Source organism: Staphylococcus sp. FSL W8-0271, from assembly GCF_038006605.1.
Classification (GTDB): Bacteria; Bacillota; Bacilli; order Staphylococcales; family Staphylococcaceae; genus Staphylococcus; species Staphylococcus cohnii.
Map to the genome: position 1 here is coordinate 2,035,928 of NZ_JBBOVM010000001.1, position 16,108 is coordinate 2,052,035.

The window sequence follows — 16,108 nt, forward strand, 5'->3', positions numbered from 1 at the left end:
TTTGCTATTTATTAGTTTATACATTCCAATTAATTGTCGTTCTGACTCTTGCTAAAATTACGCATCATATATTTTAAGATTAAAGGGTATACCAAAAACGTCACAACCTAAGTAGATAACAAAAATAGTTATGTAGTAACGGACATTTTTGTCTATAGCTAGATAAGTATTTAAAAATGTTGATTATGTAGCTATTACTCAAAAAAGAGTAACAGCTCAATTCCCCAAAGTTTTCTAACCTATCAGTCATCTTTGCCTATGCCAAACTCTTCATATACTGATTTAGGCTTCTTACCTGTCACAAAATCACCTACAGGATCATACTCATTTTTTGTCTTAGGTTCCATAATCTTGAGACGTGCCTCAACAGTTAAGCCTAATTTGGGACATATGGCGTTCATTGTATTCACGCTATCCCTTTGTATTGTGTAATGAGGTGAGAGCTTACTTCCACGTTCAGTCACAACTACCATACCTTCTTCTTGAATTTTGAGTGTGGCATTTTTGTAGTTACTATATGTTTGGCAATAAGTAGCAAGCAGACCTTTGTCTAAATCTTTTATAGGTAATTCATTAATAAGTGGAAGCACTCTATACCATTCTTGAATAGCATCATCGTCTAAAAAATCGGGTGGCTCTTTTGATAAAGGTGTAAGCTCATTCATAGCTTTCTCAGTCGCATTTCTTTGTTCTTGTACATCTTTGGTACGATAAGCTTTTTGTTGTGATAATAGTTTTCTCTGTGACATTTATATCATCTCCTATAAATATTATGTATTGAAATATATTCCTCTAGTTGCTTACGTGCAATTGATTCAGAACGTTGTGCTTGTTCAAGTCGGGATTCGAGGTGGGCTTTTTCTTCTTGTTCTTGCTTGATTTGCTTTTTTAATTCGCGTAATTCTTTTCGTGTCATTTCGTCTGGTGTCTTAACTTCGCCACTAGAAGTGATATATTCTTTATTTCGTTCTTCTTCTGGCAAAGTTGCTATTTCGTATAAAACAGTTACTCCTAAATTCTTCGCCGGAGAAGAATTTAATTGTGGATCATTTGCAATCTTCATAAATTTATTAGCGGATGCTTGACTCATTCCTATCTTTCTAACCCAATTCATAAATTCGCCATGTGCTAGGTCATTTTCTTTCACATGCTTTAATCTTCGACCAATTTCGAATATCGATTGACCATATTGGTTTTAAAAACTTTACTAATTCATCGATAATCGCTACTGAGAAAAGCCCTATATTGCGTTGAGAACATGATTATCTTGATAATAGGGCGTTATATACTTAAATTTAATCTATATCGCCTGCATATGTTGTGAAAAATTACACAATTTTAACTTTTCATTTCAAGATGCGGTTCCAGATAAGACGGGCTCGTTGTTCTCAACCCTTGATGTGACGGGCGTTGTTCGAAGCCCCGCCAAAAATATTTTTGAAATTTATTTTTTGAATCTCAATCCGAAAATTTTTTTCACTGCCGATAAAATTAATCTATCCGTTAAAATTTCCACCACTACTTTAATTATCTACTGGGCAAAATTAATTTATTTTCAATCTAAATTTAGTTACTTTTTACTCTTTTCATACAACGTATTCTAAGCCCATTTAAGCCACATGTAAGATTGTTGAGTACCTAAAAACTAAATAATAAATGTATGCTCTGTATAGCTCTCTAAATGGCTACAAATGGCATTGTATAATGCAAAGTATTCATGCTTAGTTATAACGTTTTGTATCTCCTAATTGCTTCTAACATTGTTCTTGCTTATCACTTTACGAACAACAATTATTATTTATATTTTTAAATCTCATTTTGATTTTTGAATTTAATTTTTATTTTGAAATTAGAAATATTATTTTGAAAATAATTCTTTAAAACTTTTTTGTAATTCAAATCTGAAATTACTTTTTACATTTACTTTCTTCTCTTAATGAACTTCTTAACTGAATTGATTCAACAAATGAAATCATTTATCTTCTGAACTCAATCAACAATTGAACTTCAACAAATGAATTAACTTAAACAATTTATCTTAATTGGATTAATCATTCTTAATTAGAAATCAAATATCAATTACAATTCATTTCTTCTCTTTGAATGTTGATGAACAATCACAATGAAACTTCTGTGTGAACTATCTCATTAGTTGGATCTAATCCTTATACTAAAAGTAGTGACCTTATAAACTGTGTCCTTAATAACCCGACCTTTAATGTAGGTAGCTTAATCACTGCGTACTTTATTGTGCAGTCCTCTAAACTATCCACCTTAATAAGCAGTGTGCTTTAATACACAGTGTCTTTAATGCTTGGGCACTTTATAACAGATGGCGCTTTATTATCTATGCTCATTATTTGCCTGCACCTTTAATACTTGGGTCTTATAACTGCATGTGCTTTTATATACTATGTTGAAGTATCTGCTACACATTGAATGCGTTCCAAATATATCATTGTGATTACTTTCACATATATACTTTAAGAAAAGACCACCACCAATTAATAGTGATGGTCTAAACCAACGTACAGAAGAACTAGGAACTAATGAAAATAACAAGGAGTTAAATGCCCAATGGCTAATTTAGACTTTAATACTGAGCGCTCAACATTAAAGATTTAGTATATCTTTAATATCTATATTATACCATGAACGCCGTCATAATGCTACTTTATATTATCTAGTATTAATAGAAATTGCTTTTATTTTACCAATCTTTTCAATGAGCTTATTCATCGATGTCACTTCATCTGTATAGATTTGTACACTCTTAACTTTGTTATGCTGCACTAACTTTATAAATTCTTGCATAATTGGTTTGTCATCCACTTCTATAGACAGTCCATACAGTCCTTTATTGACTACCACTGTTAAATTGCCACGATGTATCGATGCTAGGATATTACTATCTTTATTGTTGTCTAACATCACACATAGCTTGTCATTGTCTTTTAATGCTTGAAATACATTGTTATCTAACTCATATGGTTTAAATGTCTGATAGTTAGGATCTACTGTTTTGGTCGTTCCCATTTCTACAGGTTTATCAGTTGTAAGTGCTTGTACTGTAATTCGATTCTTTTGCTTATTATATTTAACGTTATTATCTGATTGTTTGATTGTTGTTAGCATATACTCACATCCTTACCATTGTTTCTTGCCATAATGATATTTTTGGAACTCATCACGAGAAACGGTATCTAATGCTTTCTCCAGTTGCCATGCATAGCCTCTAGGAGTCGTTTGTTCGTTGTACTTGTTGCCATCACCTAAATTAATTTCATGGTCTAGCATTTGGCCTTTATACTGGTTGTAAATGTTACCAGGATTATTTTTCTCTTGCTTAACATAACGTTCACGAGATATACGACGACCAGCCTCATTTTTATTCTCAATCATTTTACGATACACTTTCACAACATCTTGCAGTTTATCCTGCATCTCTTTCGCTAGTTTTTGATGTTCATCCTTAAATCCTGTCATTTCTTTGTTGTATGCCTTGTAGAACTGGTCAAATTCTTCTTCAGTTACTTTATAATCTGATGAGTTAAGTTGTTCGTCGACTTCGATTAATTCCTGTTCTAAATCTGATTGTAGACTTTTTAATTTTGTTGCTTCTGCAAATTCATCATTATTTTGGTAATGTGTAATTTTACTATTAAGCTGTTTAATACGATTTGTTAGCTGATGGTATTTCTGTTTAATCTCTTTTGCCTTAACACCCTTATCATAAATTTGATTATCAAAGATATTGATTGTATTGTCTTGTACTGTTTTTACCATAATTAAATGCCTTCTTTCGTTTTTGATTTATTATGCGTTTTACTTCGATAAAATCTTTCTTTTTCCTAGTATGTTTTCTTACCAATGAACTAATATATCTATCCGATACCTTATTCACATTTGCAGGAAGTGTCATCATAATTTTATAAGCAATATTTTGGTGATTCAGCTCATCACCTCTTATATGAATTTATACTCATTTTGTGTATTTTGAATATACTTATATTATACCATAAAAAACGCCTTAAACACATGGTACGACTGGATTAAAAGCGCTTTTTGCGATGTTTTTTATAGCATTTTTTTACATATTTTATAAAGTGGAAAAAGCTACTGGTAGCCAATGTGGTTTTTTAGTGCCTGCTCTTTTAGGAATTGGTAAATTTATGCTTTTACCATCAATTAGATAATATAACGGCTGACATGCATCCATATATATTTTTTCTTCAGCCATTAATTCCGTAACAACCTCAATAGCTTCTTTATTCCAATTGATCCATAATATAAGTGTTTCATTATTTGTACCAGTTAAAGTTAGATCACCTTCATAATTGAAACCATGTTCTTCAAAAACCCTTTCAATTTCTACAAACGATGTTTCTTCATGGCCATCTACATATTCAAATACTTTTTGTTTAATATTATTTTTATCCATTGTTGTCCTCCTAATATCATATGCTGTCACTCTATTAAAGTGACGGTCCCTTATTAAAATAGCGTAGAGTGACAGGTTGAGCCTTAGAGCCGCATGCATTCAGGCCAAAGTGTCACTGTGTCACCCTAAAAAAAACCCACACTTTTAAAATATATGCTTTTATATTTTCAACTTTTACCTTAATTATTAGAGTGACAGAGTGACAGTGACCCTATAAACGTTGGTATATCAACATTTATCCTGTCACTCAAGGTGTCACCCTAGACTTTTTACTACAGTGACAGAGTGACAGTCACTTTCCATTGTTATGGACCAGACGATCCACAACAATTCTCGTGTAATTCTTCGTGATATGGTTTTAAATCAACCGTAAATCCTTTAACTCTACCTATACCGTCACCGAACCTTAATTTGTCATGTTCTTGTGTGGTATATATACTATTTCTTAAAGTTTCATTTATTTGTCTCAATTCACTGCGTTTAGGTATTCTGTCGTTTTTTAAAGCTATATGCCAAATTTCATGTGCAGATACTTTATCTCGCCACTCATAAGCTCCAGGTCTAATATTTGGCAATTCTATTGTTTTACCATCGTCATAAGTTTTTATATAATCTATATCTACATATTCACTCATAACCCAACGCTTTTCATTTAATGATCTATACCAATAATCTGATGGTATAGGTTTCTTAATCATTTCCTCAACAATACCTTGGTAAGGGTCTGCTTCTGTATGAGCTTCTTGTAACATTAATGCTGTTTCAGAATCTTTGTCGTCAAGTATTAAACTTTCGCCTTCATCATAATAGTATTTAGCTTCAGCCCAAACTTGCTGGACAAATTCAGAAGTCATATCCTCAAATAAATCGCCAGTCTTATTATTTTGGCCCACGACTACTGGCAAAAATCTTCTATTTCCTGTACTATCTTTTAAAAATTCAGCATCGTTGGTTGTTCCTATAAAAATACATTGCCTAGGGTGGGGTTCAACTAATCGACCATACGAAGAACGGTAATAGTCTATAGGTGTACTAATAAAAGCCTTAGCTTCACCTGTGGTGGATTTTTTTAGTGCTTCTAATTCTTCAAGCTCACAAATCCAACTACCCTGTAACTTTTTCTTATCTTCATCGTCTTTCAACTTTCCTATAGAAGGGTTGTAATAATCTCCTCCTAATCTCTTACATAACTCTGACTTTCCTAACCCTTGACCACCCATTATCGTTAATACAGTGTCAAACTTGCATCCAGGCTTATAAACACGTGCTACGGCTCCAACTAATGTTTTACGAGTTACCGAACGCACATATTTCGTATCATCTGCACCAAGATATTTTATTAGTAAATCATCAACTCTTTTTACGCCGTCCCATTCTTTAGATTCAATCATGGAATGGATAGGGTGATAACTGTTAGCATATGCTTCGTGCATAACCATTTTTAGAATTTTATCATCTGAAAAATCAATACCGTAATTTGTCTCAAAATGGCGTTGTATTTCATTAGAATCATAATCTAACCAGTAATAGCGCTTATCACTTTTCTTACGCCAATAAGGAAATCGCTTTAATTTTATTCTATATTCCATCAAATCATATTGGATTAAATCCTTAATACTTTCATCATTTTCAAGAATCAACTCACCATTGTAAAAGTATTTAGCATAACCTGTACCACTATTATTAGCTATTAGTCTACTTTGCCAATTTTGTTGTTGGTTCGTTTCTTGTAATTTTTTCATATTTTCAAAAATTTCATCTTGTGTTACTTCCATTTCCTCTACTGTCATATCCCGTCCCCCTCTAGTTGCTCATATGTTTTTTGAGTATTGAATTAAATGTTTTGTTTATCTCTCCATCGTCCATAGGTGGATTACATGATTTGCCCCACGCTATCACAAGGCCATATACTAGGTTGGCATCTACATATCTTCGCAGTAGGTATCCACTAATTGATGCTAGCGCTTGATTACGTTCGCCTTCTCCTACACCAAACGCAAGATCACGCCAATAAGACGAATCACGTTTTTTATATTGGTTTGAATAATTAATAGTAATTGGTTTATTTTTTTGGCTATCGATATTTCTCGACAACTCATTTAAATCACCTATAGTGATTGCAGGTGCATCATTATATTTAAATATATATGGTATACTCTTATCTGGCTTTACTGGTAGCGCCATAGCTCTTGAAGGTTGGAAACTGCCTTCATCAATTTTGTGGCCAATTTTCTGCGCTAATGCTTGCGTATACTTCCTATAATCATCTGCACTCACTGGTTCATTTATAGGCAGCATAAGACGTACTCTAGGATTATCTGTAGTATGGTTATAGGTTGTATGGAATGCCCAAGAATAGCCCTCTAATTGCTTACAAATAGCACTGTATAACCCTTTGAAATCAGTGATATCATCATAATCAAGTGCAAGTGTATTTCTGTTTATAATGTTTTCATCATTACGGTACTTTTGAATGATTTTGCCGTCTTTTTCCATGTCTTTTACATCTCCATAAACGACTAAACCACGTTTATATTTATCATCGTTATTCATTGGCGTTTGTATTCTATTAAGCCATTCCGACCACATTACATCGTTATTTTGAGCAAATGAATCGGAATATAAATTTTTGTACTCGATAATTTTTAATTTAAAATCATGCTGCAATTTTATTTGTTCAAAGCCCATTTATTTTGCCCCTCCTACTGTAAAAACAAGGCATGAAATGGTATAATTAATATATAAATAAGCCGTTCCATGCTTGTTTTTATTAATATTCCAAATTGCATTAAGCGTTATCTGTTGAGTTTGCCGACTGTACAGATGCGCTTTTTTCTATTTCTAACACTTTCAATTTTTCTATTAATTTATCGAATTGTTTGAGATAAGACTCCATTAACTCAGTTGTATGTTCATGTTGTATACGAGATTCGTTATAACCAATTGCGTAAGTCATCATTTCCTCTTTAGTTGTTAAATCTCTTTTAGTGAACATTTCATCACCATGCCACACGTGGGTCGTTATCACGTCATCAATTTTTTCTTTCAATAATTCAAATTCGCATATTAAATCTTTCTGATTCCAATTCATCGTAAAACTCCTTTATTTATAAAAATTAATGTAATTCGGTCTATGCTTCTCAATAGCTTTAATTAACTTTTCGATTTCTAACTTAGCAAGCCAGAGGGAGTTCAAATCGTCTTCGCGTGAGAAATAACTAATTTCATTAGCCATATCATAATTCTTAACTCGCATTTTCTTTAATATGTTTGTTGAATATACTGACATTTGAATCATCGTTTCAAAATCTTGGATCATATCAAGAATGTCTAATTCGCCAATATATTTGTCATTAATGTCTTGAGATTTCATATATTCTTGAATAAGTTGCATTTCATGTACTTCTCTATCATCTTTACTCAATTTTCTATTATTAATACGTTCATTTATGAGCATGAGTGCAATTTCTCTACCATATTTACTTTTAAATTCTCTAACTATTTCTATTTGTGGGCTGCTTTCATGGTTTGTCATCTTATTCAACCTCCAAAAATCTCACAAAATTTTCCATTTCTTCGATAGCTATTTTTAATTCTTCAATATCGTCTTTGGTAATAAAATGACGTACGTTAGAATCCTCATAATTTATAGGAAAGTCTGTAAAAATTTCTATCGCCTGCACAAGCTCACTATAATTTCTATAATCATCAAGGATTTCTGAAATCTCATTATCATTCAAGTTAGGATATTCCTTGCTTATAATTGACGCATCTTTATCACGGCGTTTTTTTAATAGTTCTGTCATTTTTTTAGCGTGTTTCTTACCTTTAAAAATACGATCTTCACTCACTGCATTTTTTATATTTTTATAATCCTGTTTAGTTAATTTATTCATTTATAATTCCTCCAATTTTTTATTCTCAATTTCGTTAAAATAGTTATCAAAAAACGTGTAACTTCCAAAACTTGCTAATACTACTAATACCAGTGCAATGTAGAAATCTGGAATTAATGTGCTGAATGTAATTGTGGTAAATGGTATAGTTATAAAAGTCATTAGCATTCTCATTGGATCACCCCCCCTAAGCGTTGTATATTTCAGTAAAATTCTTTTTGATATATTCTTTCATGGGTTCTGCCAAAAACTTGTAATGATCTGCTTGTGATTTAGGCTCATGTACAAACCTTTCAATATCCTTTTTAAATTTTGGATTTAGCAATAGTTTTTTCATAATTGAATTCCTTGATAATTGCATGTGTGACTGTAAATCTTTGAATGACCACACAAGTTTAGGTTCATTGATAATTACAATACCTTCACTTTCTTGTAGTTGTTCTTGCATTATTTTCACCTCCTTATTAAGCAGTAGCTTGTGTATTTAAGTATTTATTGTAGATAGTTTTACTGACTGAAATATCTAAACCAAATTTGTTAATAGAAGTCATTAAATCGACTGTGTCATCTAAAATTTGTTGCCGAATAATTAACATATCTTCACTCATTTGATCTTTTTTTAAAGCTTTATCATAACCAAATAATGTTGAAACACATTTATTAACTACAGTTTGACATTTCATATAACTAATCTTTTGGGGATTAGATAAACCTTTTTGCAAAACATCCATAGCTTTTCGTTGATGTTGCTTATCCATTAAGTGGAATACTTCATGTTGCTTTAATCCGATTGTTTGTCTTAACTCTTTAATAACTTGCTTAACCCATTTCTTAAACTCATCAGCTTCATCACGTCTACTATTCCAAATAGCTTCGTAAATGCCATATTCAGAAATGACACTTACTAGTTGTGTCTTTCTTGCGAACTTACTATTTGAGGTGACCTTCACATTGTGAGTAGTCACATCTTCTGTATCTATCATCCTTAACATGTTTGATGTTTGAGAATAACCTAAAGCATTAGAAACATCTCCAGCGACTGCCCAATACTCACCATCTTTTTCTATGAATCTAATTTCTTTGCCATCAAAAATCTGCTTTATCATGTTATGCCTCCTTTTGTTTTAGCATCTCCATAAGTGACTGTTTAGGAATTAAGATTTTTCTACCTAAACGAATGCTTGGTATTTCTTTCTCTCTAATCAGTTTGTACGTGTGATGTTCGTTTAGACGTAACAACTCAGATACTTCTTTAACTGTTAAGTACATATTATTTCACCTCCTTAGTTAATCTAGTTTATATTTTTTGTTTAACTAGATTATATTTAAATATTAGCATTTTAGTTGTCGCTTGTAAATAGTTTTGTCCTCTAGTTATAATATTCAGTGTAATTGATTAAAAATGGAGGGTCTAAATTGAATTCACTAAGTTTAGGAAGTCTTTTAAAAGGATTCCGAGAAGAAAAAGGATTTACTGTAAGAGAATTATCAAATTTAATTAATTTTTCATACACATATATATCATCTGTAGAGAATGACAAAAAAAAGAATCCCTCGCAAAGATTTTTAGAGTCATATATTTACGGTTTGGCTAAAACTAACGAAGAAATATATGATATGAAAAATAAAGTTAAAAATCTGACTAGCGAAAAATACTTTAAAAATGACAATTCCTTACTTGATTCGTTTTTATCTACAAATGCACCTAATGTTATGAATATAAAAAATGGAAATGCTGTCACTAACGATACATTTAGTTTTCCAGTTAATGACATTTCATTTCATTTAGATGATAAATATAACTCTAAATATTTCAGAAAACTAAAAATGACTGATGATGATAGAAATTATATTTATAAATTCATAAATGACTATTTTATTAGAAAAGTACAATTGCAAAAAAGAGAAGTGGAACATCAATTAGAGTTAAATTCTATTGAAAGAAATGTTGCAAACAAGCACATTGAAGAATATGAGGATTTGATAAATAAATTGTATGATCCCAATGATTTAAAATATTAAGTAGGTGATATTATGGCTTACATTGAAAAAAGAGGTAAAACATGGAGATATTCAATCTCATATGTAGATGATGAAGGCAACCGTAAAAAGGTTCAAAAAGGTGGTTATCGTACTAAACAAGAAGCTAAACGAATTGCAGAGGATTTAGAATATAAAATGAGAAATGGTTATGCTGTAAGTAATGATATAACATTTGCAGATTATTTTTATCAATGGTATGAAGTTAATAAACTACCACACGTATCAGAATCAACTAAAAGACATTATGAATCTGCATACAAGCATATTAAAGACCATTTTAGACACAAGTTATTAAAAGATATTAAACGTACTGAATACCAAAAGTTTCTCAATGAGTACGGTTTAACGCATAGTTATGAAACGATTAGAAAGTTAAATAGTTATATACGTAATGCATTCGATGATGCTATACATGAAGGTTATGTTATTAAAAACCCTACATACAAAGCAGAATTACACGCATCTATTCCAGCCAAAACAGAAGAAATGAAGTTTATTAATGAATCAGAATTCAAAAAACTTAAACATTATTTTGAACAAAAAAATACCACCTCATCACTTGTGCTATTAGTAGCACTTGCAACAGGTGGTAGATTTTCAGAAATCGCTAAATTGAAACGTGAAGATCTGGATATTAAAAATAATAAAATTCATTTAAGAGGTACCAAGACCGAAACATCAGACAGAATAATAAGTATTGATGCAGTAACTATGAAACGTATTCAATCATTTATTGATTCACGACCTACTAATATCAGTGGTTACATCTTTACTGTTGATGGTAAAACGATAACTAACGCTGCTGTAAACAAAGTACTGAGAAAAGCATGTGCTAATCTAAATATAAAAGAGATAACTATTCACTCGCTAAGACACAGTTTCTGTTCTATACTCATACATCATGGCTTTTCAATACTATATATATCAAAACATTTAGGGCATTCCAATCCAGCCACAACACAATCCATTTACTCCCACCTACTTCAGGAAACCTATGAACGTGAAGATGAAAAAGCAATGAAATTATTAGAAACTATTTAAGCCACTTAATAATAAATATTAGGTGGTTTTTTATTATAATTTATATTTCAGTCCCCAAATAGTCCCCACAAAGTAAAGAAAAAGCTTATATAACAACGTTTAATCACTTTATAATATGCCCTTCGAGGGGATAATTGAATGTTCTTCGTTATAAGACATTACCTTAAGTAGTGATTTATCGGGCTTTCAATGACTTTTATTTTCAGTCATTGAAAGTCCTTTTTATATTTCTACACCACGTAAAATATAAAACAACGATTCATAAGATTTAAAAACAAATTTCTTCATTTATAACGTTTAAATGGCTTAACTATTGTGATTCAAGCATTTAAAGTTTCGCGAAAATGATTTTATGATTATTTTTAAACATTTAACTACTTAAATATATCACCATTATTTCACATTGATAAACGTGCTGCCTAAAACATCTCTCACATCGTGAATAACTAAAAAGGCATTTTCATCTACTTCATTGACTAATTTTTTAACTCTGGTCACCTGAGACTGAGGTACAACAACATATAACATCGTTGTTTCAGTTTTAGCATAACCGCCTTTTCCATTTAATAGTGTCGAGCCCCGACCGGTAAAGGAATTTATTTTGTCACTGATAATTTCATTCTTACTAGAAATGACCGTAACGCCTTTTTTAGGATTAAAGCCTTCAATGATAAATGAAGTCGCTCTTTCTGTAATGAATAACATGATAATCGTAAATAACACATTTTTTAATGGTAATACCATTAAGAAAGATAAGACGACAATACCATCTAAAATAAAAATACCTTGTGATGTTTTCATTTCTGAATACTTACTTATGATTTTAGCAATGACAGATGTGCCTCCAAGTGTACTCCCTGTAGAAATTACTAGTCCAGCACCGATTCCTATAATTGCACCACCAAATACAGAGTTGATAACAAAATCATCTATACCTAAATTTATATTTTCAGTTACTCTTAAAAAGAATGAGAGTGCCGTGTTTGAGATGACGGTATAAACAGCGATTGTTTTGCTTAAATACTTCCAACCAACAAAAACAACGATTGTATTAATAACTAAAGAAGACCAAGCTGGAGAAAAGCCTAAGGTATACTTCAAGGCTAGTGCGATACCGACTGTACCCCCATCACCTAAATTTGATCCTAGTAAAAAGCAATTTACACCTATAGCGTTAATAAACGTTCCAACTAAACACAAGATAATACTTTTATAATGATTTTTTATTAATGCTGACATTTATTCACTCCCATTCTGTTCGATTTAATCTAAACTATAATCACGTCATATGTTATGTATATATTCAATCCATGCCTAAATAATTGACTTAGCTATTCCTAAACTTAGATTACAATAGCAGCACATTTAAGTGTCAAAACTTAATTTAGTATTAATAAGGCATCGTAAGATCCTCAGAAAATGTAGCCCTATTAAAAAAGACACCTCTTATGAGGCGTCATCTATAAATCTAATTAGAATATTATAATATCAAAACGTAGTTTTTTTCAATAACATTTTAATATATTTTTAAATTTAGTCTTATCATTTGTAATAAATGCCACATTCTTTTAAGAAAAACTAATTAAAGTTCGATTGTTTCACCGCTTCGGATTTTGTCAGCCATTTGATTTAATTTTCTTAAACGATGATTGACACCAGATTTTGAAATTGTACCTGAAGACATCATTTCGCCTAATTCTTTCAAAGAAATATCTTGATGTTCTATTCGTAATTTCGCTATTTCACGTAATCGATCAGGCAAGTTATCTAACCCGATTTCTTGGTCTATTAATTGAATACTTTCGACCTGCTTCATCGCTGCACTAACGGTTTTATTTAAATTAGCCGTTTCACAATTAACTAATCTATTTACAGAATTTCTCATGTCTCTGACAATACGCACATCTTCAAATTTAAGCAACGCTTGATAACCACCGATTAAACTCAAGAAATCAGAAATTTTTTCAGCTTCTTTTAAATAAGCGATGCTTCCTTTTTTACGTTCTAGATGTTTCGCATTAAGTTCATATTCATTCATTAAATTCGTAATGCCTTCTGAATGATCTTCATACAATGAAAATATTTCTAAATGATAGGAAGATGTTTCAGGATTATTCACTGATCCACCTGCTAGAAATGCACCACGTAGATAACTTCTTTTCATTTCATCTTCATGGATCATTGCTTCATCTATTTCATGCGTAAAAACACCATTCTTCAAAATACCTAATTCATCTAAAATTTCTTTGGCACGAGCTTTAATTCTACAAATATAAATATTATTCTTTTTTAATTTCATTTTTTTTCTTACAAGTAACTCTACTTCAACATTAAATACTTTTTTTATTAAAGAATATATACGTCTGGCTGTCGTAGCATTTTCAGTTTGAACATTTATCACAAATTGTTGGTTTGAAAGACTGAGTGCACCGTTCATCCGTATGAGTGCACTGAGCTCTGCTTTTGCATTTATTTCATCTACTTCTATTCTCGTAAGTTCATTTTTCATTTCTGATGCAAAGCTCATACATCTTCAGCCCCTTCTTATCTAAGTTTAATACTTAGTTTATTTACTATTTTATTTATCTCTGTTAAATTCAATCGTTTCTGTTTCACTCATGGCAATCTCGTAAATCATTTTAGACAAGACCTCTGTATTATGTCTAACATAATTTTCTTGTGACACTTCTACTAGGTTTTCGTGTGTAAAAACTTTTATATTTTGTGCTTCCATATCTTTCATGTTGCATTTAACTGGATCTGCGCCATCTTCTTTATAACGACGTAAAACATCAGCATTAAACGTCTGAGTACTACATATAGCATAGTTTATACAATGACGTCCCATGTGATTATGTATTGCATCAACATGATCTAAAGCAGTGTAATGATTAGTTTCCCCAGGTTGCGTCATAACATTTGATACATATAGCTTTGGCGCATCACATTTTAATAATGAATCCGCAATACCTTTAACGCACAGATTAGAAATTACACTTGTATATAGGGAACCTGGTCCTAAAACGATTAAGTCAGCATCTTCTATCGCCTCAACAGCTTCTTCCATAGGTTCTACATTTTCTGGTTCTAAAAATACACGTTCTATCTTTTTATTTTTTTTAGGAATTTTTGATTCGCCATAAACAATTTCACCGTCTTCCATCACTGCATTTAAGCGTACACTGGAATTTGTAGACGGTATTACTCGACCTCTAATATTTAAAATTTTACTTAATTCTTTTACTGCGTGTCCAAAATCGTCATTCATATTCGTTAATGCAGCTATTAATAAGTTACCTAAAGAATGACCTTCAACTTGATTTTCTTTAAAACGATATTGGAACAATCTTTCAATTGTTGATTCTGAATCGCTGAGTGCTGAAATTACATTTCGTATGTCACCTGGTGCAGGAATATCCATTTCGCTTCTAATTTTCCCCGTACTACCCCCATCATCAGCAACTGTGACAATGGTCGTAATATCTATTGGAAAATCTTTTAAACCACGTGCTAAAACAGATAAACCTGTACCTCCGCCAATAAGTACAAGTTTAATTCTTTTCATTTTTTTGCTTCACGCCACTTTCAATTTGAGCATCTCTATGATGCACATATACATTATAGTCAAAATTTTCGTTGAGTTCTGCACCAATGCGTTTCGCCAGAGCTACAGAACGATGTTGGCCTCCGGTACAACCAATAGCAATCACAAGTTGTGATTTACCTTCTTTTTTATATCCTGGAATCATAAATTTTAATAAATCCATCAATTTCTCATAAAAAATATTTGTTGTTTTCCATTTCATAACGTAATTATATACTGCTTCATCTTCTCCAGTTAGGGGTCTTAATTCATCTACATAATGCGGGTTTGGTAAAAACCTCACATCAAACACTAAATCCGCATCCATCTGAATCCCATGTTTAAAACCAAAACTGGTTACATTAATGTTGAATATTTGATAATTACTTTGATTAAAGTAATCTCCAATTCGCTTACGAAGCTCTTTGGGTTTCATAAATGATGTATCAATCGTGTAGTTTGCTAAACTTTGAATCTCAGAGAGTAAACTGCGCTCTTCTTCAATTGCTTCAATTAACGAGCGTTGCCCTTGTTCATTTAATGGATGCGCACGTCGTGTCTCTTTATAACGCGAGATCAACTTTTCGTTGGAGGCTTCTAAGAACATCATATCAACAATAATGTCTGAGTTACTTTTGATTTGATCGATTTCTTTAATCAATGATTTGAAAAGTTCTTTCCCTCTTAAATCAATGGCAATGGCTACCTTTTGCAACGAAGGATTTCCTTGACCCATTAATTCTACAAACTTCGGCAACAGTATTGGAGGTAAATTGTCTACACAAAAATAACCGATATCTTCTAAACTTTGTATTACAACTGACTTACCTGCGCCAGATAAACCCGTTACAACTAATAATTCACTTTTAGTCACTTCTTTTTCTTCTCGTTGCATTACTTTACACCATCCAAAGATTATTTTTAGACATTCCATTTATTGTTCTGGAATTTTATTTCAAACCACGCAATCATTTTAACTTAGTCAGTTTATGACCACTATGCTATCACATTATATTTTACATGAAAAACGACTTTGGTAGTAGTTTTATCACTTAATCGACCCTAAGTACTATGTAGACTGACTTAAATGAAATAAATTTGTGT

The 16,108-nt window shown here is 31.6% G+C and carries 20 protein-coding genes; 2 read left to right on the plus strand and 18 right to left on the minus strand.

Translation table 11 applies throughout. The features are described from left to right. Positions 1–242: 242 nt before the first annotated feature. The 14 genes from NST87_RS10040 to NST87_RS10105 all read right to left on the minus strand — a co-directional run bounded on the left by NST87_RS10040 (position 243) and on the right by NST87_RS10105 (position 9,606). Entirely contained in the window at positions 243–749 is a 507-nt protein-coding gene (locus tag NST87_RS10040) for a phage terminase small subunit P27 family (protein ID WP_040030197.1), read from the minus strand. A 5-nt stretch (positions 750–754) separates the two neighbouring features. After that, entirely contained in the window at positions 755–1,177 is a 423-nt protein-coding gene (locus tag NST87_RS10045) for a DUF3102 domain-containing protein (RefSeq protein WP_340721775.1), read from the minus strand. A gap of 1,502 nt (positions 1,178–2,679) precedes the next feature. Then, the gene (locus tag NST87_RS10050; RefSeq protein WP_040030199.1) at positions 2,680–3,135 is read right to left on the minus strand and encodes a hypothetical protein; all 456 of its coding nucleotides are present in this window, start codon (positions 3,133–3,135) and stop codon (positions 2,680–2,682) included. Between the two features lie 12 nt (positions 3,136–3,147). Beyond that, positions 3,148–3,786: a hypothetical protein gene (locus NST87_RS10055; protein WP_340721669.1), complete on the minus strand. Its 639-nt coding sequence runs from the start codon at positions 3,784–3,786 to the stop codon at positions 3,148–3,150. Between the two features lie 313 nt (positions 3,787–4,099). Further along, positions 4,100–4,441, minus strand: coding sequence for a hypothetical protein (locus tag NST87_RS10060; protein WP_040030201.1), 342 nt, complete (start codon positions 4,439–4,441; stop codon positions 4,100–4,102). 305 nt (positions 4,442–4,746) lie between these two features. Then, positions 4,747–6,216 carry a virulence-associated E family protein gene (locus tag NST87_RS10065; protein ID WP_340721776.1) on the minus strand — a complete coding sequence of 490 codons (1,470 nt, stop codon included), beginning with the start codon at positions 6,214–6,216 and terminating at the stop codon, positions 4,747–4,749. 28 nt (positions 6,217–6,244) lie between these two features. Next, the gene (locus NST87_RS10070) at positions 6,245–7,129 is read right to left on the minus strand and encodes a primase alpha helix C-terminal domain-containing protein (RefSeq protein ID WP_340721670.1); all 885 of its coding nucleotides are present in this window, start codon (positions 7,127–7,129) and stop codon (positions 6,245–6,247) included. A gap of 100 nt (positions 7,130–7,229) precedes the next feature. Then, complete coding sequence (tscT, locus tag NST87_RS10075; protein ID WP_103211174.1) at positions 7,230–7,532, minus strand: type II toxin-antitoxin system toxin TscT; 303 nt, start codon at positions 7,530–7,532, stop codon at positions 7,230–7,232. A gap of 12 nt (positions 7,533–7,544) precedes the next feature. Next, positions 7,545–7,976 (minus strand): hypothetical protein, encoded by a 432-nt coding sequence (locus NST87_RS10080; protein ID WP_340721671.1) that lies wholly within the window; start codon positions 7,974–7,976, stop codon positions 7,545–7,547. Between the two features lies 1 nt (position 7,977). Further along, positions 7,978–8,337, minus strand: coding sequence for a pathogenicity island protein (locus NST87_RS10085; protein ID WP_204171030.1), 360 nt, complete (start codon positions 8,335–8,337; stop codon positions 7,978–7,980). Continuing rightward, on the minus strand, positions 8,338–8,511 hold the full coding sequence (locus NST87_RS10090; RefSeq protein WP_019469474.1) for a hypothetical protein: 174 nt from the start codon (positions 8,509–8,511) through the stop codon (positions 8,338–8,340). Positions 8,512–8,524: 13 nt separating this feature from the next. Further along, a complete protein-coding gene (locus NST87_RS10095) occupies positions 8,525–8,785 on the minus strand; it encodes a DUF771 domain-containing protein (protein ID WP_019469475.1) in 261 nt (86 codons plus the stop codon). A gap of 16 nt (positions 8,786–8,801) precedes the next feature. Next, positions 8,802–9,443, minus strand: coding sequence for a BRO-N domain-containing protein (locus NST87_RS10100; RefSeq protein WP_340721673.1), 642 nt, complete (start codon positions 9,441–9,443; stop codon positions 8,802–8,804). A gap of 1 nt (position 9,444) precedes the next feature. After that, the gene (locus NST87_RS10105) at positions 9,445–9,606 is read right to left on the minus strand and encodes a helix-turn-helix domain-containing protein (RefSeq protein WP_019469477.1); all 162 of its coding nucleotides are present in this window, start codon (positions 9,604–9,606) and stop codon (positions 9,445–9,447) included. Positions 9,607–9,753: 147 nt separating this feature from the next. Between NST87_RS10105 and NST87_RS10110 the strand changes: the two genes are divergently transcribed. Both NST87_RS10110 and NST87_RS10115 read left to right on the plus strand, forming a co-directional pair. Beyond that, positions 9,754–10,359 carry a helix-turn-helix domain-containing protein gene (locus NST87_RS10110; protein ID WP_019469478.1) on the plus strand — a complete coding sequence of 202 codons (606 nt, stop codon included), beginning with the start codon at positions 9,754–9,756 and terminating at the stop codon, positions 10,357–10,359. Positions 10,360–10,371: 12 nt separating this feature from the next. Further along, positions 10,372–11,421, plus strand: a complete 1,050-nt coding sequence (locus tag NST87_RS10115; protein ID WP_340721675.1) for a tyrosine-type recombinase/integrase — start codon at positions 10,372–10,374, stop codon at positions 11,419–11,421. Between the two features lie 393 nt (positions 11,422–11,814). Here the strand turns inward: NST87_RS10115 and NST87_RS10120 are convergent, their stop codons facing one another. From NST87_RS10120 to rapZ, 4 genes are all read right to left on the minus strand, one after another. Next, entirely contained in the window at positions 11,815–12,660 is an 846-nt protein-coding gene (locus NST87_RS10120; RefSeq protein WP_040030213.1) for a YitT family protein, read from the minus strand. 343 nt (positions 12,661–13,003) lie between these two features. Next, a complete protein-coding gene (whiA, locus tag NST87_RS10125; protein ID WP_019469480.1) occupies positions 13,004–13,948 on the minus strand; it encodes a DNA-binding protein WhiA in 945 nt (314 codons plus the stop codon). Between the two features lie 51 nt (positions 13,949–13,999). Then, the gene (locus NST87_RS10130; RefSeq protein WP_040030214.1) at positions 14,000–14,986 is read right to left on the minus strand and encodes a gluconeogenesis factor YvcK family protein; all 987 of its coding nucleotides are present in this window, start codon (positions 14,984–14,986) and stop codon (positions 14,000–14,002) included. Next, the gene (gene rapZ / locus NST87_RS10135) at positions 14,973–15,899 is read right to left on the minus strand and encodes an RNase adapter RapZ (protein WP_340721677.1); all 927 of its coding nucleotides are present in this window, start codon (positions 15,897–15,899) and stop codon (positions 14,973–14,975) included. The genes NST87_RS10130 and rapZ overlap by 14 nt, the downstream gene beginning before the upstream one ends. Positions 15,900–16,108 lie beyond the last annotated feature (209 nt).

What these genes read in the sequence shown, in the direction of transcription:
- NST87_RS10130 (WP_040030214.1), bottom strand. Translation starts at nt 14,986, where the DNA reads ATGAAAAGAATTAAACTTGTACTTATTGGCGGAGGTACAGGTTTATCT.
- NST87_RS10115 (WP_340721675.1), top strand. Translation starts at nt 10,372, where the DNA reads ATGGCTTACATTGAAAAAAGAGGTAAAACATGGAGATATTCAATCTCA.
- tscT (WP_103211174.1), bottom strand. Translation starts at nt 7,532, where the DNA reads ATGAATTGGAATCAGAAAGATTTAATATGCGAATTTGAATTATTGAAA.
- NST87_RS10080 (WP_340721671.1), bottom strand. Translation starts at nt 7,976, where the DNA reads ATGACAAACCATGAAAGCAGCCCACAAATAGAAATAGTTAGAGAATTT.
- NST87_RS10055 (WP_340721669.1), bottom strand. Translation starts at nt 3,786, where the DNA reads ATGGTAAAAACAGTACAAGACAATACAATCAATATCTTTGATAATCAA.
- NST87_RS10065 (WP_340721776.1), bottom strand. Translation starts at nt 6,216, where the DNA reads ATGGAAGTAACACAAGATGAAATTTTTGAAAATATGAAAAAATTACAA.
- NST87_RS10060 (WP_040030201.1), bottom strand. Translation starts at nt 4,441, where the DNA reads ATGGATAAAAATAATATTAAACAAAAAGTATTTGAATATGTAGATGGC.
- NST87_RS10095 (WP_019469475.1), bottom strand. Translation starts at nt 8,785, where the DNA reads ATGCAAGAACAACTACAAGAAAGTGAAGGTATTGTAATTATCAATGAA.
- NST87_RS10050 (WP_040030199.1), bottom strand. Translation starts at nt 3,135, where the DNA reads ATGCTAACAACAATCAAACAATCAGATAATAACGTTAAATATAATAAG.
- NST87_RS10100 (WP_340721673.1), bottom strand. Translation starts at nt 9,443, where the DNA reads ATGATAAAGCAGATTTTTGATGGCAAAGAAATTAGATTCATAGAAAAA.
- whiA (WP_019469480.1), bottom strand. Translation starts at nt 13,948, where the DNA reads ATGAGCTTTGCATCAGAAATGAAAAATGAACTTACGAGAATAGAAGTA.
- NST87_RS10085 (WP_204171030.1), bottom strand. Translation starts at nt 8,337, where the DNA reads ATGAATAAATTAACTAAACAGGATTATAAAAATATAAAAAATGCAGTG.
- NST87_RS10070 (WP_340721670.1), bottom strand. Translation starts at nt 7,129, where the DNA reads ATGGGCTTTGAACAAATAAAATTGCAGCATGATTTTAAATTAAAAATT.
- rapZ (WP_340721677.1), bottom strand. Translation starts at nt 15,899, where the DNA reads ATGCAACGAGAAGAAAAAGAAGTGACTAAAAGTGAATTATTAGTTGTA.
- NST87_RS10120 (WP_040030213.1), bottom strand. Translation starts at nt 12,660, where the DNA reads ATGTCAGCATTAATAAAAAATCATTATAAAAGTATTATCTTGTGTTTA.
- NST87_RS10105 (WP_019469477.1), bottom strand. Translation starts at nt 9,606, where the DNA reads ATGTACTTAACAGTTAAAGAAGTATCTGAGTTGTTACGTCTAAACGAA.
- NST87_RS10090 (WP_019469474.1), bottom strand. Translation starts at nt 8,511, where the DNA reads ATGAGAATGCTAATGACTTTTATAACTATACCATTTACCACAATTACA.
- NST87_RS10040 (WP_040030197.1), bottom strand. Translation starts at nt 749, where the DNA reads ATGTCACAGAGAAAACTATTATCACAACAAAAAGCTTATCGTACCAAA.